We start from the raw sequence: 15,934 nt of genomic DNA on the forward strand, positions 1-15,934 counted from the left end.
CGGCGCCGGGAGTGAGGGCTGCCGGAGTGAAGGCTGCGGGAGTGGAGGCTGCGGGAGTGGAGGCTGCGGGAGTGGGGGTGGTGGGCTTGGCGGGTGGTGGGCAGGGGGTGTGGTTGTCGGGTGCTCGGTACTCGTTTAACCGAGTGCCGGTAACACCGTTTCCGTACATTCTCGGGTCATGTTCATCCAAACGTGTTGCACCGCCGCCGAGAACGGGATGATCTTGCCACGGGATGACCGGAGCCGCCTGGCGAGCGGTTTTCACAGGTGGGCCTCGATCTCGCTCGGGGTCGGCATCGCGTCCGCGCAGGCCAGACGGCCCGCTACCAGGGCACCGGCGACGTTGGCGTAGCGGGCGATCCGGACCGGGTCCCAACCCGCCAGGAGACCGTGGGCCAGGGCACCGCCGAACGCGTCCCCGGCACCCAACCCGCACACGACGTCCACCGGGTGCGGCGGGATGGTCCACGACTCCTCGGCGGTGGCGAACAGGACGCCCTCGGCGCCCTTCTTCACCACCGCGAGCTCCACGCCTCTCGCCAGCAACCTGGCGGCGGCCTCCTCCGGATCGCTCGTGCCCACCGCTACCTCAACCTCGGCGCGGTTGCCCACCGCCACCGTGACGTGGTCGAGCATCCAGCCGATCTCACGGCGGGCAGTCGGCAGGTCCGGCCAGAACATCGGGCGGTAGTCGAGGTCGAGGACGGTGTGGGGGCGACGGGCCCGGTGTTCGAGGACCTGCCGTTGGGTTTCACGGGCGGGTGATGCCGATACACCCGTTCCGGTCACCCACAGGAGGGGCACGGACTCCACTACGTCCCACGGCACGTCGTCCAGGGCAAGGGACAGGTCGGGCGCGAGCGGCGAGCGGTAGAAGAGGAGTGGTGGGTCCTCGGGCGGGTCCAGGGCGCAGAAGACGACCGGGGTCTGGAGATCAGCAGCGGTGCCCACGAAGGATGCCGAGACGCCGAAGTACTCCAGCGCGGAACGGACGTAAGGGCCGAAGCCGTCCGGACCGACCTTGGTCAGCACGGCCGCGGAACGTCCGAGCCGGGCCGCCGCGACGGCCACGTTCGTCGCCGTCCCGCCCAACGACTTGGCGAACGTCCGCACCTCCGCCAGCGGCACGCCGCTCTGCTCCGGGTACAGGTCCACCCCGACCCGGCCGATGGTCAGGACCTCGACGGTCATTCCCCGACGCCCCTCAGCTCGTGGGCCAGGGCCTCCAGCTCCGCCCCACCGGCCATCTGCCCGGTCAGCTCTTCCAGGCTGATCTGCGACTTCTCGTACGTCCCCAGCGCGCGCCCCCGCTTCAGCAGCAGGAACCGGTCACCCACGGGGTAGGCGTGGTGCGGGTTGTGGGTGATCAGCACGACCCCCAGCCCCCGGTCCCGGGCCTGCGCCACGTACTTCAGCACCACGCCGGCCTGCTTCACGCCGAGCGCCGCCGTGGGCTCGTCCAGGATCAGCACCTTCGCCCCGAAGTGCACGGCCCGCGCGATCGCCACGCACTGCCGCTCACCACCGGACAGCGTGCCGACCGGCTGCTCGACGTCCCGCAGGTCGATGCCCATCTCGGCCAGCGCCGTCCGCGTCATGGACCGCCCGCGACGCCGGTCGATGAACCGGAACGGCCCGAACCCGACGGTCGGCTCGGACCCGAGGAAGAAGTTCCGCCACACGCTCATCAGCGGCACCACCGCCAGGTCCTGGTACACGGTGGCGATCCCCCGGTCGAGGGCTTCACGCGGCGAGGAGAACCGCACCGGCGAGCCTTCGACCAGGTACTCGCCGGTGTCGTGCTGGTGCACCCCGGCCAGCACCTTGATCAGCGTGGACTTGCCCGCGCCGTTGTCGCCGAGCACGCACGTCACCTCGCCGGCGTTTACCGCGGTCGACACGTCCTTCAACGCGATGACGCTGCCGTACGTCTTGCCGATCCCGCGCACTTCCAGGAGGGAGGTCATCGCCGCACCCTCTCCGCCCGCCGCCGCAGGGCGTTGTTGACCAGCACGGCGGCCAGCAGCATCACGCCGAGGAACAGCTGGAACCAGTCCGAGTTCCAGTTCGCGTAGACGATCCCCTGCCGGGCCATGCCGAAGATCAACGCGCCGATGGCCGCCCCGACCGCCGAACCGAACCCGCCGGTCAGCAGGCACCCGCCGATGACCGCGGCGATGATGAACTGGAACTCCAGCCCGATGCCCTGGTTGGCCTGCACGCTGGTGAACCGCAGGATGTTGATCGACCCGACCAGCCACGCCGCGCCGGCCGTGGTCATGAACAGCAGGATCTTGGTGCGCACGACGGGCACGCCGACCGCCCGTGACGACAGCGCCGACCCGCCGACCGCGAAGATCCAGTTGCCGAACCGCGTGCGCAGCAGCACGGTCGCCGCGATCACCGTGAACAGGATCCACCAGACGATCGACACGTAGAACGACGTGCCGCCGATGGTGAACGTCGACGCGAACAGGTACCCGGCGGACGAGTAGCCGTCGGCGGACCGCATGCCGGACACCTGGACGGTCCCCGTCACCAGCCGGGTCACGCCGAGGTTCAGCCCCTGCAACGCCAGGAACGTTCCCAGCGTCACGATGAAGCTGGGCAGCCCGGTGCGCATCACCAGCCACCCGTTCAGCGCACCGACCGCCAGCGCGAACACCAGCGAGGCGAGCAGCGCGAGCCACACGTTCCAGCCGAGCCGGGTGGCGAGGATCGCGGTGACGAGGGCGGTGGACGCGGTCATCACGCCGGCGGACAGGTCGAACTCGCCGCCGATCATGAGCAGCGCGACCGCGACCGCCATGATGCCGAGCGTGGACGCGTCGTCCAGCCAGGTCGCCACGCCGCCGGTGCTGAGGAACCGCTCGGTCACGACGGAGAAGAACGCGAAGACCAGCAGCGCGCCGAGGAGCGCGCCGATCTCGGGTCGCAGGACCAGCCGGTCGAGCAGCCTCGGTGAGCCGACTCGCTCGTCCGCCGGCGGGGCGGGGGTCACGGGCGTCATCGTCAGCGGGTGCCGCGCGCGGCGTACTCGGCGACCTTGTCCACGTTGGACTTGTCGACGAAGCCCGGTCCCGTGAGCACCGGCTTGCCGCCGCCCACGGTGTTGGCGTTGTCGCGGTAGAGCTTGAGCATCACGATCGGCAGGTAGCCCTGCTCGTACTGCTGCTGGTCGACGGCGAACAGCACGTCTCCGGCCTTGATGGCGCCGGTGACGTCGGCGTTGAGGTCGAACGTGGCGACCGCCGCGGTGGACGACGCGCCCTTGACCGCGCTCACGGAGGACACCGCGACCTGCGGGTTGAGCGCGAGCACGGCGTCGACGGACGGGTCGGTCTGCAGCGCGCCCTTGATCCGGGACTCGACGTCGGTCGGGTTGTTGATGTCGACCTGGAGGTTGTCGACGGTGCCGCCGAAGCCGGTGCGCGCGCCGTCGCAGCGCTGGTTGAGGCCGACGTTCCCGGCTTCGTGGATCACGCACAGCAGCTTGGTCTTGCCGGCTTCCTTGAGCTTGCGGCCGGCTTCCTCGCCGGCGACGCTCTCCTCCTGGCCGACGTGCGCGAGCGCGCCGAACGACGTGCTCTTGTCGGAGCCGGAGTTGATGGTGATGACCGGGATGCCCGCCTTGACGGCGTTCTCGATGGAGGTCTTGAGCGCGTCGGGGTTGGCCATCGACACGACGATCCCGCCGACCTTCTGGGAGGCCGCGTTGTCGATCAGGGTGGACTGCCGGCCGGGGTCGCCGTCGGAGTTGTAGTCGACCGTGACGCCGAGCTGCTTGCCCGCGTCGGTGGCGCCGTTCTTCACCACGTTCCAGAACGCGTCGCCCGCGCTGCCGTGGGTGATCACGGCCACGCGCAGGTCGCCGGTCGGGGCCTGCGCGGAACCCGTGTCGGTGGTGGCGGCGGTATCCGCGCCGGGACCGCTGCACGCGGCCAGCAGCACGAGTCCGGTCAGCGCGAGGCCGAGGTGCGGGGGGCCGGAACGCAGAGGACCGGTGCGCAGGCCCTTTCGAGTGGACGTCATCGTCTCTCCTCGCTGGGGTTGATCAGGCGGTGGTGATCTTGGTGAGGTGCGCGAGGCTGCGCCCGGTGTCCCGCACGGGGGTGTCGAACGGGCTGTCGTCACCGAGCGCGGTGTCCTGCTCCAGGACGTACCAGCCGGTGTAGTCGGCGTCCCCGAGGAACGCCACCAGGGCTGCCACGTCCACGTCGCCGTCGCCGAGCGGCACGTACATCCGCTGCTGGACGGCGGCCGTGTAGCCGATGTCCCCGGCGCGCACGGAGGCCGCGACGTCGGCCCGCACGTCCTTGAGGTGCACGTGCCCGATCCGCTGGGGGAAGCGGCGGGCGAGGTCGACCGGGTCCGTGCCGCCGATGAGGAGGTGGCCGGTGTCCAGGCAGAGCGGCAGGTCGGAGTCGGCGAGGAACCGCTCGACCTCGGCGGCGCGTTCGACGTGCGTGCCGACGTGCGGGTGCAGCACGGTGCGCAGGCCGTGGCGGGCGGCGTTGTCGCGGATGGCGGCGGCGGTGTCGATCAGGGTGCGCCACTGGTCGTCGGTGAGCGCCGGGCGTTCGTCGTAGCCGTCGAGGCCGGTCGCGGCGGCCAGCACCAGCACTTCCGCGCCCGCCGCCGCGAGGAGGGCGGCGGCCCGGTCGGCTTCGTCCACCGTGGACCGCGCGCCGGTGTGCAGCGGGACGGCGAGGAAGCCGCCGACCAGCGACAGGCCGTGTTCGTCCAGCACGGACTTCAGCGCCTGCGGTTCGGCGGGCAGGTAGTCCGGCGGACCGAGTTCGGTAGCCCGCAACCCGAGCGAGGCCATTTCCGCCAGGACGGTCGCGGGTTCGAGCACGCGACCCCAGCCGGGCACTTCGCAGACACCCCACGAGATGGGCGCTCCGGCGATCTTCACGCGATGACCTCCGAGGTGACTCGAACCGGGGCGCCGGAACGCCGGGACTGCTCGCACGCCTCGGCGAGCCGGAGGCTGATCAGGCTCTCCCGCGCGGGTGACGGGTTCGCCACCCTGCCCGCCACCACCTGCGTGAACACGGTCATCTCGTTCAGGTACGCGCGGTGGAAGCGCTCCGGGAAGCCGGGGTAGGCGTCGGCCGCGACCTTCGGGCCGTCGGGCTCCAACGACGTCAACGGTGTGCGCGGGTCGAGGCCGGCGGTCAGCGAATCGCGGCTGCCCAGCACCTCGATCCGGTGGTCGTAGCCGAGCGGGTCGTGGCGACCGCCGGCCAGCAACGCGTGCGCGCCGCCCGCGAACTTCAGCAGCACCACGGCGTTGTCCACGTCGTCGGCGTCGCCGAACGCCTGGTCCACCAGCACCGATCCCGACGCGTACACCTCCACCACCGGCTCGCCGACCAGCCACGGCACGGCGTCCAGGTCGTGGATCAGCAGGTCGCGGAAGATGCCGCCGGAGTTCGGGAGGTAGGCGAGGTCGGGCGGCTGCGCGTCGTTGCCGAGCGCCCGCACCAGGTAGATGTCGCCGACGTCGCCCGCCCGGATGCGCTGGTGGAGTTCGGACACCGCCGGGTCGAACCGGCGCTGGAAGCCGACCAGGACCTCCACACCGGACGCCTCCACGTCGTCCACCAGCGCGCGCATCTCGTCCACGTGGCCGGCGATGGGCTTCTCGCACAGCGTCGGCACGCCCGCCTCGATGGCTTCGCGCAGCAACGCGGGGTGCGTGGTGGTGGGGGTGGCCAGCAGGATCCCGTCACTGGCGGTGAGCAGCGCGTCGAGGTCGTCCACGCTCCTGGTGCCGGGCAGTGCGGCGGACACCTGCGCCGCGCGTCCGGGCACGGGGTCGAACAGCAGCACTTCGGCGACCTCGTCGAGGGTGGCCAGGTTGGTGGCGTGCATGGTGCCGATCCGACCGACTCCGGCAACTCCGATGCGCATCCCGCTGGTCTCCGTCCTGGTAGAGGCGGTCTGACGTTAGAGCGCTCTATTGTTGGAGCGCTCTAAGGCTGTAGCGTCCGTCACACGGGTGTCAAGGGTGCGTTTCCCGCTCGTGACGTCCGGCGGCGGTCGTGGGAGGTGGGGCGCGGTGGTCAGACCGACGATGGAGGACGTCGCGGCGCGCGCCGGGGTGTCCCGCGCGCTGGTGTCGCTGGTGATGCGGGGATCACCGAAAGTGAGCGACCAGCGACGGGCGGCGGTGCTGAAGGCGGCCGAGGAGTTGGGGTACTCGCCGCACGCGATGGCGCGGTCGCTGGCCAGCCGCACGTCGCACGTGCTCGGCGTGATGGTGTCCGACCTGCACAACGCGTTCTTCGCGGAGGTCGTGGACGGGCTCGACGCGGTGGCGAACGAGCAGGGCTTCGAGTTGATCATCAACACCGGCGGGCGGAGCCCGACGCGGGAACGGCGGGCGCTGCGGAGCCTGCTGTCGTTCCGGCCGGCGGGGCTGGCCCTGCTGTCACCGGTGGTGCCGGCCGCGGACATCGGCCGGGCGGCGGACCAGACGCCGGTGGTGCTGGTCGCACGCTCATCGCGACTATCCACTGTGGACACGGTGAACGACGACGGCGAGCGCGGCATCGCGCTGGCGGTGGACCACCTGGTGTCGTTGGGGCACAGGAAGATCGCGCACCTCGACGGTGGCGGGGGCGCGCAGGCCGCACCACGCCGGCGCGGCTACCTGACCGCGATGGCGTCCCACGGCCTCACGCCGCGCGTGGTGGGCAGCGAGTACACCGACGCGGCCGGCGCGCGTGCCGTCCAGGGCCTGCTGGACGACATGCCGACCGCGATCATCTCGTGCAACGACTTCAACGCGATCGGCGCGATCTCCGCGTTGGAGGAAGCCGGTTTCCGCGTTCCGCGGGACGTCTCGGTGGTGGGCTACGACAACACCTCGCCGGCCGCGCTGCGGCACGTCTCGCTGACCACGGTCGACCAGCCGCGCAACGAGTTCGGCCGCCTCGCCGCCGAAGCCCTGCTGCAACGGGTGCGGGGTGAGCGCGACGAGCCCGTGCGCCACCTGCTGCACCCGTCCCTCGTGGTCCGCTCGACCACCTCCCCGCCGGTCAGGCCGGCTTGAGCCCCACCACGCCGAGGACGATCAACGCCAGGCACGCCGACCGCAGCGGCGACGCCGGACTAGGCAGGGACGGCTTTGCGGACGATCAGGTAGCCCTGCGGGGTCTTCTCCGGACCGATCGGCTGACGGTCCAGCCGGGTGTGCGGCTCGAAACCGGCTTCCGCGAGCTGGGCGAGCACGCGGTCGGGATCGAGGTGGAACACGTCCAGCGCGATGTCGTGCCCGTAGCCCTGCTCCAGCCGCCGGACGTCGTCGCCGACCTGGAACGCCATCAGCAGCAGGCCGCCGGGCGCGAGGACGCGGTGGAACTCGGCGAACACCGCCGGGTGCAGGTCCCACGGCACGTGGATCACCGAGTACCAGGCCAGCGCGCCGCCCAGCGAGGCGTCCGGCAGGTCGAGGTCGAGCATCGAACCGACCTCGAACCGCACGTCCGGGTGGTCGCGCCGGGCTACGGCGACCATCTCCGGCGAGAGGTCGACGCCCACCACGTCCACGCCGAGCCGCTTCAGGTGGCCGGCGATCCGGCCGGGACCGCAGCCGACGTCCGCGACCGGGCCGCGCACCAGCTCCGCGAACAACCCGAGCACCGCGCGGTCCGCCGGGCTCTCGGCGAGGTGGTCGCGCAGCAGGTCGGCGTAGCTGTGGGCGACGGTGTCGTAGGCGGTGCGCGCCAGGGTGAGGAACTCGGGCTCGGTCACGGCGCGGAACCCTAGTCCCAGCCGCCGCCGCGCCGACCGTGCTTCGTCTGGGCGCGGCGCTTCTTCTCCGCGATGCGGCGTTCCTGCGAGCCCTTGGTGGGCTTGGTCCTGCGCCGGACCGGCGGTGGCGCGGCAGCCGCGGCACGCAGGGTGTCGGCCATCCGCTCGCGGGCCGCTTGGCGGTTCTGGAGCTGGGCCCGGTGCTCGCTCGCGGTGATCGTGAGCACGCCGTCCACCAGGCGCTTCTCCAGCCTGGACAACATCCGGACGCGCAGCCACTCGGGCACGGACGGCGAGGCAGCCAGGTCGAAGCTCAGCTCGACCCGGCTGTCCGCCGTGTTGACGCCCTGGCCACCGGGGCCGGAGGACCTGGAGAACCGCTCGCTCAACTCGGCCGCCGGTACCACCAGCGTCCGCGTCACGGTCAAGTCCTCAGCCACCCCCACAGGTTAGAAGACCAGACCCGGAACGGTCGCCAGGTTTACCACCTCTTCGACGACGAGCGGCTGCGTCCCGCCGGGCAAGGGGGTCGTGTCGTAGTTGCCGGTGCCGCGGTCCGCGATGCCCTGGACCGACACCAGCATCATCCTGTCCTCCGGTAGTTCCACCGTGACCTGGATCGGCTGCCCCGGGCCGTCCGGGTCCGTCTCGACCTTGACCGCGCGACCGTCGCTCGTGTCCCGCTCGACGCACGTGCGGCCGGGGGACAGGGAGGTCGGGGACTCGCAACCCTCGTAGGAGCGGTGCGAGAACATCGAGATCGACACGGTGCCCGCTCCGCGGGTCGTCTCCACCTCCGTCCCCAAGGAGCAGAAGGGCCCCACCGCCTCGAACTCCCAGGGACGGACGTGCGACCCCGCGGGTGTCCTCGTCCGGACGCCCTCGGGGAGCGCACCGGACTCGCGCAGGACCTGCGACAACTCCGCCGCCCGTTCGTGGGACATACCCGGCCCCAGGGGGTCGTGGGCAGGACACCGCCGCCGTCCGTGGTCTGCCGGACCGGAGTCGTGGACTCGGCCGTGCTCGCCTGCCCCGTGTCCGGACCACCACCGCCACCGCCGAGGTCCACCATGGTCGGCACCGACACGACGACCGCCGCGACGAGCACCGCCGAGCCGATGGACGCGTACCGGGTGGCCACCTTGCGCCGGCCCGCGCGGTGGATGCCGGACTTGTCGATGGTCAGCGGCGGTTCGTCGGCGAGCGCCGTGGCCAGCACTGTCCGGGCGTAGGCGTCGGGTGAGGTGTCCCGCCTGACCCTGGGCCAGGCGACGTACAGCTTGGTCAGCGCGGTCTGCACCAGGTCTTCGGCGCGGTGCCAGTCACCGCACAACAGGTACGCGGTTCTCCGCATCACCAGCGCGCGGGCGTCGACGTACTCGTCGAACTCACGATCGCGATCCACTCGGCCCCTCCTCGGTCGCCGCTTAGTACGGATCGGCGACCGCCGGAGGTTGCCGCGACGGCGGTGGCGGTCGGACGGCAGGACGCAGCGCTTCGCGCAGGAGCCCGACGGCGGAGGGGATCTCGGTGTCGCCGATGTTGCCGTACCCGAGGACGAGCGCCCGGTCCGCCGACCGCTCGACGCGGTAGTCGTCGAGGTCGGCCAGGCGCAGCCCGGCGACGGCCGCGGCCCTCACCGCGCCGCCGGTGTCCGCGTCGTCCGGCAGGTGCAGCAGGACGTGCAGCCCGGCGGCGGTGCCGGAGACCCGGCCCTCCGGCACCTGGTCGGCGAGGGTCCGGACCAGCAGGTCGCGGCGGGACCGGAACCGCCGTCGCGCCGCACGCAGGTGGGCGTCGTACCACCCGCGGTCGATGAAGGTGGCCAGTGCCAGCTGGTCCAGCACCGGGGGCGCGGCGGCCACCGGGTTCGCGGCCCGGAGCGCCTGGGCCGCGGCGGCGGGGGCGACGAGCCAGCCCAGCCCGAGGGCGGGCGACAGCGTCTTGCTGACCGAGCCGAGGAGGAACACCCGGCTCGGGTCCAGGCCCTGCACGACGGCCACCGGGTGGCGGTCGTAGCGGAACTCCGCGTCGTAGTCGTCCTCGATGACGAAGCCGTCCACCTCGCGGGCCCAGCGCACCAGCCGTGCCCGGCGGCTCGGGGACAGCACCGCGCCGGTGGGGAACTGGTGCGCCGCGCCGACGACGACGGCCCTGGCCGGTGTGCGCGCGAGGTCGTCCACGCGGAGGCCGTCGTGGTCCACGGGCACGGGGTGCACGCGCAGGCCGGCGCTCGTCGCGGCGTCCCGCAGCCGCCCCCAACCCGGGTGCTCCACGGCCAGGTCGGCGATCCCCCGGCCGAGCAGCGCCCGGCACGTGCGCACCAGGCCGTCCGTGACGCCCGCGCACACCGACACGGATCCGGCGTCCGCGTCCGCACCGCGCGAGCGCCGCAGGTAGTGCGCCACGGTCGTCCGCAGCACCGCGTGCCCGGCCGGATCGGGCAGGCCGAGGTCGTAGTGGACGGCCGAGCCCGTGACCGCCCGGACTGCGTCCGCCCAGCGACGGCGCGGGAACGCCCGCAGGTCCGGCAGGCCGGGCGCGAGGTCGTACCGGACCGGTGTCGACTCCGGTGTGCGAGGGGCGCGAGGCCGGTGAGGTGGCGGTGGCACGGTGTCCGGCGACCACGAGACACGCGTCGCGGAACCGACCCTGGCGGCGAGGTAGCCCTCCGCGACGAGCTGCCCGTACGCCTCCGTCACCACCCACCGCGAGCAGCCGAACTCCTCGGCGAGCGCCCGGCTCGGCGGCACGGCCGCGCCCTCCACCAGCCGGCCGTCCCGGATCGCGGTGCGGAGGGCGTGGACCAGGCGGTCGCGCAGCCGCCCGCCGCGTTCCGACGGGCCGACGTCCAGCAGCGTCGCCCACGCGAAATTGGTCTGGGAAACGGCCACGGGATTGGAGCGTACTGCCGATCCGAAGCGACCTACCGTGGCGGACATGACGGACAACCTGGTTCTGGGCGCCATGCTCTTCGGCACGGTTCAGGACGAACGCCGGTCGTTCGAGCTCCTGGACCACTTCGTGGCCACCGGTGGCGTCTGGGTCGACACCGCGAACTGCTATTCGTTCTGGGAGGACCCGAGCGGCTTCGGCGGTCAGAGCGAGGCGGTGCTCGGGCGCTGGCTGGCCGCCCGCCCGGGTGTCCGCGACCGCGTCAGGATCAGCACCAAGGTGGGCTGCGAGCCGACCGTGGCCGGGAAGTTCCCGGAGACGGCCGAGGGCCTCTCCGCCGTGACCATCAAGAACGGCATCGAGGGCAGCCTCCGCCGGCTCGGCACGGACCACGTCGAGCTGTACTGGGCCCACAAGCCCGACCCGGTCACACCGCTGGAGGAGACGGTCGCCGCCTTCGCCGAGCTGGTGTCCACGGGCACGGTCGGCCGACTCGGCTGCTCCAACCACCCCGTGTGGCAGGTGGAACGGGCACGGCAGACCGCGCGGGCCGGCGACGTCACCGGCTTCACCGCCGTGCAGCAGCACCACACGTACCTCCAGCCGCGCCCGGCCACCCGACCGACCGTGGCGCACCGGTTCGGCGCGGTCACCGACGAAGTGCTCCACTACCTGGAGCACAACGCGGACATGGCGCTATGGGCTTACACGCCCCTGCTGAGTGGCCGGTACACGCGCGCGGACAAGCCGCTCCCGGCCGAGTACGACCACCCCGGCACCACCCGCCGGCTCGCCGTGCTGGACGAGATCGCCGCCGAGACCGGCACGAACCGCAACCGGGTGGTGTTGGCGTGGCTGACCGGCGGGCGCCCGGCCGTCACGCCGATCGTCGGCGTCAGCACGGTCGAGCAGTGGGACGAAGCGGTCGCGGCGATGTCGCTGGAGCTGACCGCCGACCAGCGCGAACGCCTCGACGCCGCGGTGTGACGACGGCTCCGGCCCCGGTGGACCACCGGGGCCGGGGAGCGACCGCGGCTAGAAGCGGGGGTGGTCGCCGACCAGGACGGTGCCCGGCTCGTCCGAGCGGACCACGTCACCCAGCACCCACGTGGGCACGTGGCGGGCGGTGAGCACGGCCAGGGAGCGGTCGACGTCCTCGGGCGCGACCACCGCGACCATGCCGACGCCCATGTTGAACGTCTTCTCCATCTCCTCGCGCTCCACCCGGCCGCGCTGGGCGATCAGGGCGAACACCGGGGCGGGCGTCCACGTGCCCCGGTTGAGCTCGGCGCGCAGGCCCTGGGGCAGCACGCGGGCCAGGTTGGCGGCCAGGCCACCTCCCGTGACGTGCGCGAACGTGCGCACCTCCGCCTCGGCGGCCAGCGCCAGGCAGTCCTTCGCGTAGATCCGGGTCGGCTCCAGCATCTCCTCGCCGAGGGTGCGGCCGAACTCCTCGACGTGACCCTCCAGCGGCATCCGGGCGATCTCCAGCAGCACGTGCCGCGCCAGCGAGTAGCCGTTCGAGTGCAGGCCGGACGAGCCCATGGCGATCACCACGTCACCCGCGCGCACCCGGTCCGGGCCGAGCATCGCGGACGCCTCGACCACGCCGACACCCGTGCCGGAGATGTCGTAGTCGTTCGCGCCCATCAGGCCGGGGTGCTCGGCGGTCTCGCCGCCCAGTAGCGCGCACCCCGCCAGCACGCAGCCCTCGGAGATGCCCTTGACCAGCGCCGCGATCTTGTCCGGCACGACCTGACCGATCGCGATGTAGTCCTGCAGGAACAGCGGCTCCGCGCCGCACACCACGAGGTCGTCCACGACCATCGCGACCAGGTCGATGCCGACCGTGTCGTGCTTGTCCATCGCCTGCGCGACCGCGATCTTGGTGCCGACCCCGTCCGTGGAGGCCGCGAGCACCGGTTCCTTCCAGCGGTCGAGCTTGAGCTTGAACAGGCCCGCGAAGCCGCCGATGCCGCCGAGCACTTCGGGACGCTGCGCCTTCGCCGCCCACGGCTTGAGCTTCTCCACCGCCTCGTCGCCGGCTTCGATGCTTACCCCAGCTGCGGCGTAGGTCGCCTTGGCGCTGTCCGTCACGTCTCTGTGCTCCACTTTCAGGGCATCTGTTTCTTACGGGCGCGCGTACGGGCGCGCACCCGGCTTACCGGCGCTCAGGGCCGTTGCAGAGCGTCTTCGGCACCGTACCCGTTCGTCAGGACGGGGGCGGCCGAGCCCGCGACACCCCGGATCCCTTCGAGCAGGTGCTTGCCGATCAGCGCGTCGTCGGGCAGCGCGATCGGGTAGTCGCCGTCGAAGCACGCGCAGCACAGCCGCGTCTTCGGCTGCTCGCTGGCCGCGATCAGCTCCTCCAACGACACGTAGCCCAGCGAGTCCGCGCCCACCGAGCGGCGGATGCCGTCGGTGTCCAGGCCGTTCGCGATGAGCTCGGCCCGGGAGGCGAAGTCGATGCCGTAGAAGCACGGCCACTTGACCGGCGGCGACGCGATCCGCACGTGCACTTCGAGCGCACCGGACTCGCGCAGCATCCGGACCAGGGCGCGCTGCGTGTTGCCGCGGACGATCGAGTCGTCCACCACCACCAGCCGCTTGCCGCGGATGACGTCGCGCAGCGGGTTCAGCTTCAGCCGGATGCCCAGCTGGCGGATCGTCTGCGACGGCTGGATGAACGTGCGGCCCACGTACGCGTTCTTGACCAGGCCCGAGCCGTACGGGATGCCGCTGGCCTGGGCGTACCCGATGGCGGCGGGCGTGCCGGACTCGGGCACCGGGATGACCAGGTCGGCCTCCACCGGGTGCTCCACCGCGAGGCGGCGGCCGATCTCCACCCGCGTGGCGTGCACCGAGCGGCCGGAGATCGTGGTGTCCGGGCGGGCCAGGTAGACGTACTCGAAGATGCAGCCCTTGGGCTCGGGGGTGGCGAACCGGCTGGACCGGAGGCCGTTCTCGTCGATCGCGATCAGCTCGCCCGGCTCGACCTCGCGGACGAACGACGCGCCGACGATGTCCAGCGCCGCCGTCTCGCTCGCGACGACCCAGCCGCGCTCCAGCCGACCCAGCACCAGCGGGCGGACGCCCTGCGGGTCACGGGCCGCGTAGAGGGTCGATTCGTCGGAGAACGTGAGGCAGAACGCGCCGCGCAGCGTCGGCAGCAGCTGCAGCGCCGCCTGCTCGATGCCGATGTCGGCGGCCTGCGCGGCGAGCAGCCCGCAGATCAGGTCCGAGTCGGTGGTCGCGCCGTGGCTGGTGTCGACGCCCACCTCGCGGGCGCGGGCCATCAGCTCGGCGGTGTTCACCAGGTTGCCGTTGTGGCCGAGGGACAGGCCGGAACCGGTGGCCGTGGTGCGGAACGTCGGCTGCGCGTTCTCCCACGTGGTGGAACCGGTGGTGGAGTAGCGGCAGTGCCCGACCGCGACGTGGCCGCGCAGCGACTGGAGCACCTGCTCGTCGAACACCTGGCTGACCAGGCCGAGGTCCTTGAAGACCACCACCTGGCTGCCGTCGCCGACCGAGATGCCGGCGGCTTCCTGGCCGCGGTGCTGGAGGGCGTAGAGGCCGAAGTAGGTGAGCTTGGAGACGTCTTCGCCGGGTGCCCAGACGCCGAACACACCGCATTCTTCGCGGGGTTCACGCTCTTCCTGGGTTTCGGGGTCAGTGCGGCCGGTTGCGGAATGGTCGGTGACCACCGGGGTGCTCCCTAGCGACGAGGGTCGGGGCTGCACCATCGAGTGTAAGGCTGATGGGGGTGGTACCACCCCCATCAGGACCCCTGCGACGTGACCAAGCGCACCCTCAGTCGAGCTTGAGGGCGTACCGGACCTGCTCGTCACCGGTGTGCTTGAGCGGGAGGCGACCCCACAGGCCGTAGTGGACGAGCTGCGCCTCGCCCGCGATCCGGAGGTCGGTTTCCTCGCCCGGCCCGGCCGCCCGCACCTCCGGCACGACGCCCGGCGCGAACGTCACCACCCACGCCTCCGGCACGTCGGTGAGCTGGATGAGGGCGGTGCCCTTGGTGGTCGGCGGCACGTCGGTCGAGTGCTTGGCGGCGAGCAGCGTGGTCAGCGCCTCGTCGATGCCGTCCACCGCGAAGTCCGCGTCGCCCGACACCAGCTCGCGCAGGGCGGCCTGGGCGTCCCAGCGGCGCAGGTCCAGCTCGTGCGCGATGCGGCGGTGCCAGACCCAGGCCAGGTCCGGTGCGGCGGGGGAGAACGTCCAGGCGGTGCGGTTGCCGGGGGCGGCGGGGAGGATGTCGGCGGCCTTCGCCAGCTGGGCGTCCAGGTACTCGACCGGCGCCACGCCGGCGGGCGGCGGGGGCAGGCGCAGCTGCACGGTGCTGCCGGTGCGGAGGTATTCGAGCGACGTCTCCAGGAACCTCCCGACGTGGAGGGTCAGCTCGGTGAACGTCCAGCCGGGGCAGCTCGGCACCTTGGCGGCGGGATCGGCCTTGCCGACCGCCGCCCGGAACATCGCGGCCTGCTCGGTGAAGACCCCGGTCCACCGCTGGGTGGTCCAACCTCCTGGCACGTGCAGCCTCCCGCGTCGCGTCGATCGGTCCGGTCATCGTGCCGCACCGACCTGCCCCAGGACGTCGGAAGCCCGAGATTCCCCCTCCCGGCGGCCCGGCCCGGTCACCACGGCCGCTGACCGCTCAGGCCACCGGGCGCGTCGAGCCTCGTCGCGGCCTCCTCCCACCAGCGCGACAGCTCGCCTGGCGTGAACTCCCAGTCTTCGGCGTCCCCGTACGCCGGTCGGCCGGCGGCGAGGTCGTGGCCCTCCGCGAGCGTGCGGATCAACCGGGTGATCGGCCGTGCGTAGAACTCCTCGGTGGGCCAGTCGATGTCCGTGTCGTCGGCTGCGTGCGCGGCTGTGCGGGTGGCCTGCCCCAGGTGGTCGGCGGAGGGCTCGTGGATGGGTTCCGTGAAGTCGGCGCACTGGGCCGTTCGAGGTGGCGGGTGGAAGGAGTTCCAGGTGTCGGTGCGCGGGACGCCGAAGGCGGGTGTCGTGGGGCGGGCAGGGCATGTCGGGTAGCGGGTGCGCTCGGGGTGCGGTGTTCGGACCGGGAGGCCCACGACGGCCGATTTCCATTGCTGCAAGCGGACTTTGAGCGGGGACGGGGCGCGGTGGCGGGCCTTGGGCGTGGCCGGGGTCAGCATGGCGATCAGGAGGTCGAGCACTCTGGCGGCGGCGCGGCGGAAGGCGTGGAGGGCCACGATCTCCGGCGTGGGGACCATCGTTGTCATGCCTCTATGGTCGAACT

The 15,934-nt window shown here is 72.1% G+C and carries 17 protein-coding genes and 2 pseudogenes; 3 read left to right on the forward strand and 16 right to left on the reverse strand.

All coding sequences use genetic code 11. The features are described 5' to 3' along the window. Positions 1 to 261: 261 nt before the first annotated feature. The 7 genes and pseudogenes from iolC to ACRAKI_RS35040 form a co-directional block, all read right to left on the reverse strand. Complete coding sequence (gene iolC, locus ACRAKI_RS35010; protein WP_447004737.1) at positions 262 to 1,191, reverse strand: 5-dehydro-2-deoxygluconokinase; 930 nt, start codon at positions 1,189 to 1,191, stop codon at positions 262 to 264. Then, entirely contained in the window at positions 1,188 to 1,967 is a 780-nt protein-coding gene (locus tag ACRAKI_RS35015; protein WP_447004738.1) for an ATP-binding cassette domain-containing protein, read from the reverse strand. Before ACRAKI_RS35015 ends, iolC begins: the two co-directional genes overlap by 4 nt. Continuing rightward, entirely contained in the window at positions 1,964 to 3,010 is a 1,047-nt protein-coding gene (locus ACRAKI_RS35020; protein ID WP_447004739.1) for an ABC transporter permease, read from the reverse strand. Before ACRAKI_RS35020 ends, ACRAKI_RS35015 begins: the two co-directional genes overlap by 4 nt. Before the next feature lie 2 nt (positions 3,011 to 3,012). After that, positions 3,013 to 4,032 (reverse strand): sugar ABC transporter substrate-binding protein, encoded by a 1,020-nt coding sequence (locus tag ACRAKI_RS35025; RefSeq protein WP_447004740.1) that lies wholly within the window; start codon positions 4,030 to 4,032, stop codon positions 3,013 to 3,015. A gap of 22 nt (positions 4,033 to 4,054) precedes the next feature. Then, a complete protein-coding gene (locus ACRAKI_RS35030; RefSeq protein WP_447004741.1) occupies positions 4,055 to 4,918 on the reverse strand; it encodes a TIM barrel protein in 864 nt (287 codons plus the stop codon). After that, complete coding sequence (locus tag ACRAKI_RS35035; RefSeq protein ID WP_447008600.1) at positions 4,915 to 5,601, reverse strand: Gfo/Idh/MocA family protein; 687 nt, start codon at positions 5,599 to 5,601, stop codon at positions 4,915 to 4,917. Before ACRAKI_RS35035 ends, ACRAKI_RS35030 begins: the two co-directional genes overlap by 4 nt. Beyond that, a pseudogene (locus tag ACRAKI_RS35040) lies at positions 5,578 to 5,934 on the reverse strand (Gfo/Idh/MocA family protein); the annotation flags it as partial. The gene ACRAKI_RS35035 and the pseudogene ACRAKI_RS35040, both read right to left, overlap by 24 nt. Positions 5,935 to 6,067: 133 nt before the next feature. Here ACRAKI_RS35040 and ACRAKI_RS35045 point away from each other — a divergent pair. Then, complete coding sequence (locus ACRAKI_RS35045) at positions 6,068 to 7,063, forward strand: LacI family DNA-binding transcriptional regulator (RefSeq protein ID WP_447004742.1); 996 nt, start codon at positions 6,068 to 6,070, stop codon at positions 7,061 to 7,063. 59 nt (positions 7,064 to 7,122) lie between these two features. Here the strand turns inward: ACRAKI_RS35045 and ACRAKI_RS35050 are convergent, their stop codons facing one another. The 3 genes from ACRAKI_RS35050 to ACRAKI_RS35060 are packed head-to-tail and all read right to left on the reverse strand — an operon-like array spanning position 7,123 to position 8,708. Continuing rightward, entirely contained in the window at positions 7,123 to 7,764 is a 642-nt protein-coding gene (locus ACRAKI_RS35050; protein ID WP_447004743.1) for a class I SAM-dependent DNA methyltransferase, read from the reverse strand. Positions 7,765 to 7,775: 11 nt separating this feature from the next. After that, positions 7,776 to 8,204, reverse strand: a complete 429-nt coding sequence (arfB, locus tag ACRAKI_RS35055) for an alternative ribosome rescue aminoacyl-tRNA hydrolase ArfB (RefSeq protein WP_447004744.1) — start codon at positions 8,202 to 8,204, stop codon at positions 7,776 to 7,778. A 9-nt stretch (positions 8,205 to 8,213) separates the two neighbouring features. Then, the gene (locus tag ACRAKI_RS35060) at positions 8,214 to 8,708 is read right to left on the reverse strand and encodes a hypothetical protein (RefSeq protein ID WP_447008620.1); all 495 of its coding nucleotides are present in this window, start codon (positions 8,706 to 8,708) and stop codon (positions 8,214 to 8,216) included. A 126-nt stretch (positions 8,709 to 8,834) separates the two neighbouring features. On the opposite strand from ACRAKI_RS35060, the gene ACRAKI_RS35065 reads away from it, so the two are divergent. Next, on the forward strand, positions 8,835 to 8,996 hold the full coding sequence (locus tag ACRAKI_RS35065; protein ID WP_447008621.1) for a hypothetical protein: 162 nt from the start codon (positions 8,835 to 8,837) through the stop codon (positions 8,994 to 8,996). Between the two features lie 32 nt (positions 8,997 to 9,028). On the opposite strand, the pseudogene ACRAKI_RS35070 reads toward ACRAKI_RS35065, so the two are convergent. Together ACRAKI_RS35070 and pdxR are read right to left on the reverse strand one after the other, a co-directional pair. Further along, positions 9,029 to 9,118, reverse strand: a pseudogene (locus tag ACRAKI_RS35070) (SigE family RNA polymerase sigma factor); the annotation flags it as partial. A 73-nt stretch (positions 9,119 to 9,191) separates the two neighbouring features. Then, a complete protein-coding gene (pdxR, locus tag ACRAKI_RS35075) occupies positions 9,192 to 10,658 on the reverse strand; it encodes a MocR-like pyridoxine biosynthesis transcription factor PdxR (protein ID WP_447004745.1) in 1,467 nt (488 codons plus the stop codon). Between the two features lie 46 nt (positions 10,659 to 10,704). Here pdxR and ACRAKI_RS35080 point away from each other — a divergent pair, with 46 nt between their 5' ends. Then, the gene (locus tag ACRAKI_RS35080; protein ID WP_447004746.1) at positions 10,705 to 11,646 is read left to right on the forward strand and encodes an aldo/keto reductase; all 942 of its coding nucleotides are present in this window, start codon (positions 10,705 to 10,707) and stop codon (positions 11,644 to 11,646) included. 48 nt (positions 11,647 to 11,694) lie between these two features. Here the strand turns inward: ACRAKI_RS35080 and purM are convergent, their stop codons facing one another. The 4 genes from purM to ACRAKI_RS35100 form a co-directional block, all read right to left on the reverse strand. Further along, positions 11,695 to 12,756 carry a phosphoribosylformylglycinamidine cyclo-ligase gene (purM, locus tag ACRAKI_RS35085; protein WP_447004747.1) on the reverse strand — a complete coding sequence of 354 codons (1,062 nt, stop codon included), beginning with the start codon at positions 12,754 to 12,756 and terminating at the stop codon, positions 11,695 to 11,697. Between the two features lie 74 nt (positions 12,757 to 12,830). After that, positions 12,831 to 14,363, reverse strand: a complete 1,533-nt coding sequence (gene purF, locus ACRAKI_RS35090) for an amidophosphoribosyltransferase (protein ID WP_447004748.1) — start codon at positions 14,361 to 14,363, stop codon at positions 12,831 to 12,833. 106 nt (positions 14,364 to 14,469) lie between these two features. Continuing rightward, the gene (locus ACRAKI_RS35095) at positions 14,470 to 15,201 is read right to left on the reverse strand and encodes a maleylpyruvate isomerase N-terminal domain-containing protein (protein WP_447004749.1); all 732 of its coding nucleotides are present in this window, start codon (positions 15,199 to 15,201) and stop codon (positions 14,470 to 14,472) included. A 104-nt stretch (positions 15,202 to 15,305) separates the two neighbouring features. Next, the gene (locus tag ACRAKI_RS35100; protein ID WP_447004750.1) at positions 15,306 to 15,917 is read right to left on the reverse strand and encodes a hypothetical protein; all 612 of its coding nucleotides are present in this window, start codon (positions 15,915 to 15,917) and stop codon (positions 15,306 to 15,308) included. Positions 15,918 to 15,934: the final 17 nt, after the last annotated feature.

Source organism: Saccharothrix isguenensis, from assembly GCF_052936305.1.

What these genes read in the sequence shown, in the direction of transcription:
- iolC (WP_447004737.1), bottom strand. Translation starts at nt 1,191, where the DNA reads ATGACCGTCGAGGTCCTGACCATCGGCCGGGTCGGGGTGGACCTGTAC.
- ACRAKI_RS35015 (WP_447004738.1), bottom strand. Translation starts at nt 1,967, where the DNA reads ATGACCTCCCTCCTGGAAGTGCGCGGGATCGGCAAGACGTACGGCAGC.
- ACRAKI_RS35020 (WP_447004739.1), bottom strand. Translation starts at nt 3,010, where the DNA reads ATGACGCCCGTGACCCCCGCCCCGCCGGCGGACGAGCGAGTCGGCTCA.
- ACRAKI_RS35025 (WP_447004740.1), bottom strand. Translation starts at nt 4,032, where the DNA reads ATGACGTCCACTCGAAAGGGCCTGCGCACCGGTCCTCTGCGTTCCGGC.
- ACRAKI_RS35060 (WP_447008620.1), bottom strand. Translation starts at nt 8,708, where the DNA reads ATGTCCCACGAACGGGCGGCGGAGTTGTCGCAGGTCCTGCGCGAGTCC.
- ACRAKI_RS35065 (WP_447008621.1), top strand. Translation starts at nt 8,835, where the DNA reads ATGGTCGGCACCGACACGACGACCGCCGCGACGAGCACCGCCGAGCCG.
- ACRAKI_RS35080 (WP_447004746.1), top strand. Translation starts at nt 10,705, where the DNA reads ATGACGGACAACCTGGTTCTGGGCGCCATGCTCTTCGGCACGGTTCAG.
- ACRAKI_RS35100 (WP_447004750.1), bottom strand. Translation starts at nt 15,917, where the DNA reads ATGACAACGATGGTCCCCACGCCGGAGATCGTGGCCCTCCACGCCTTC.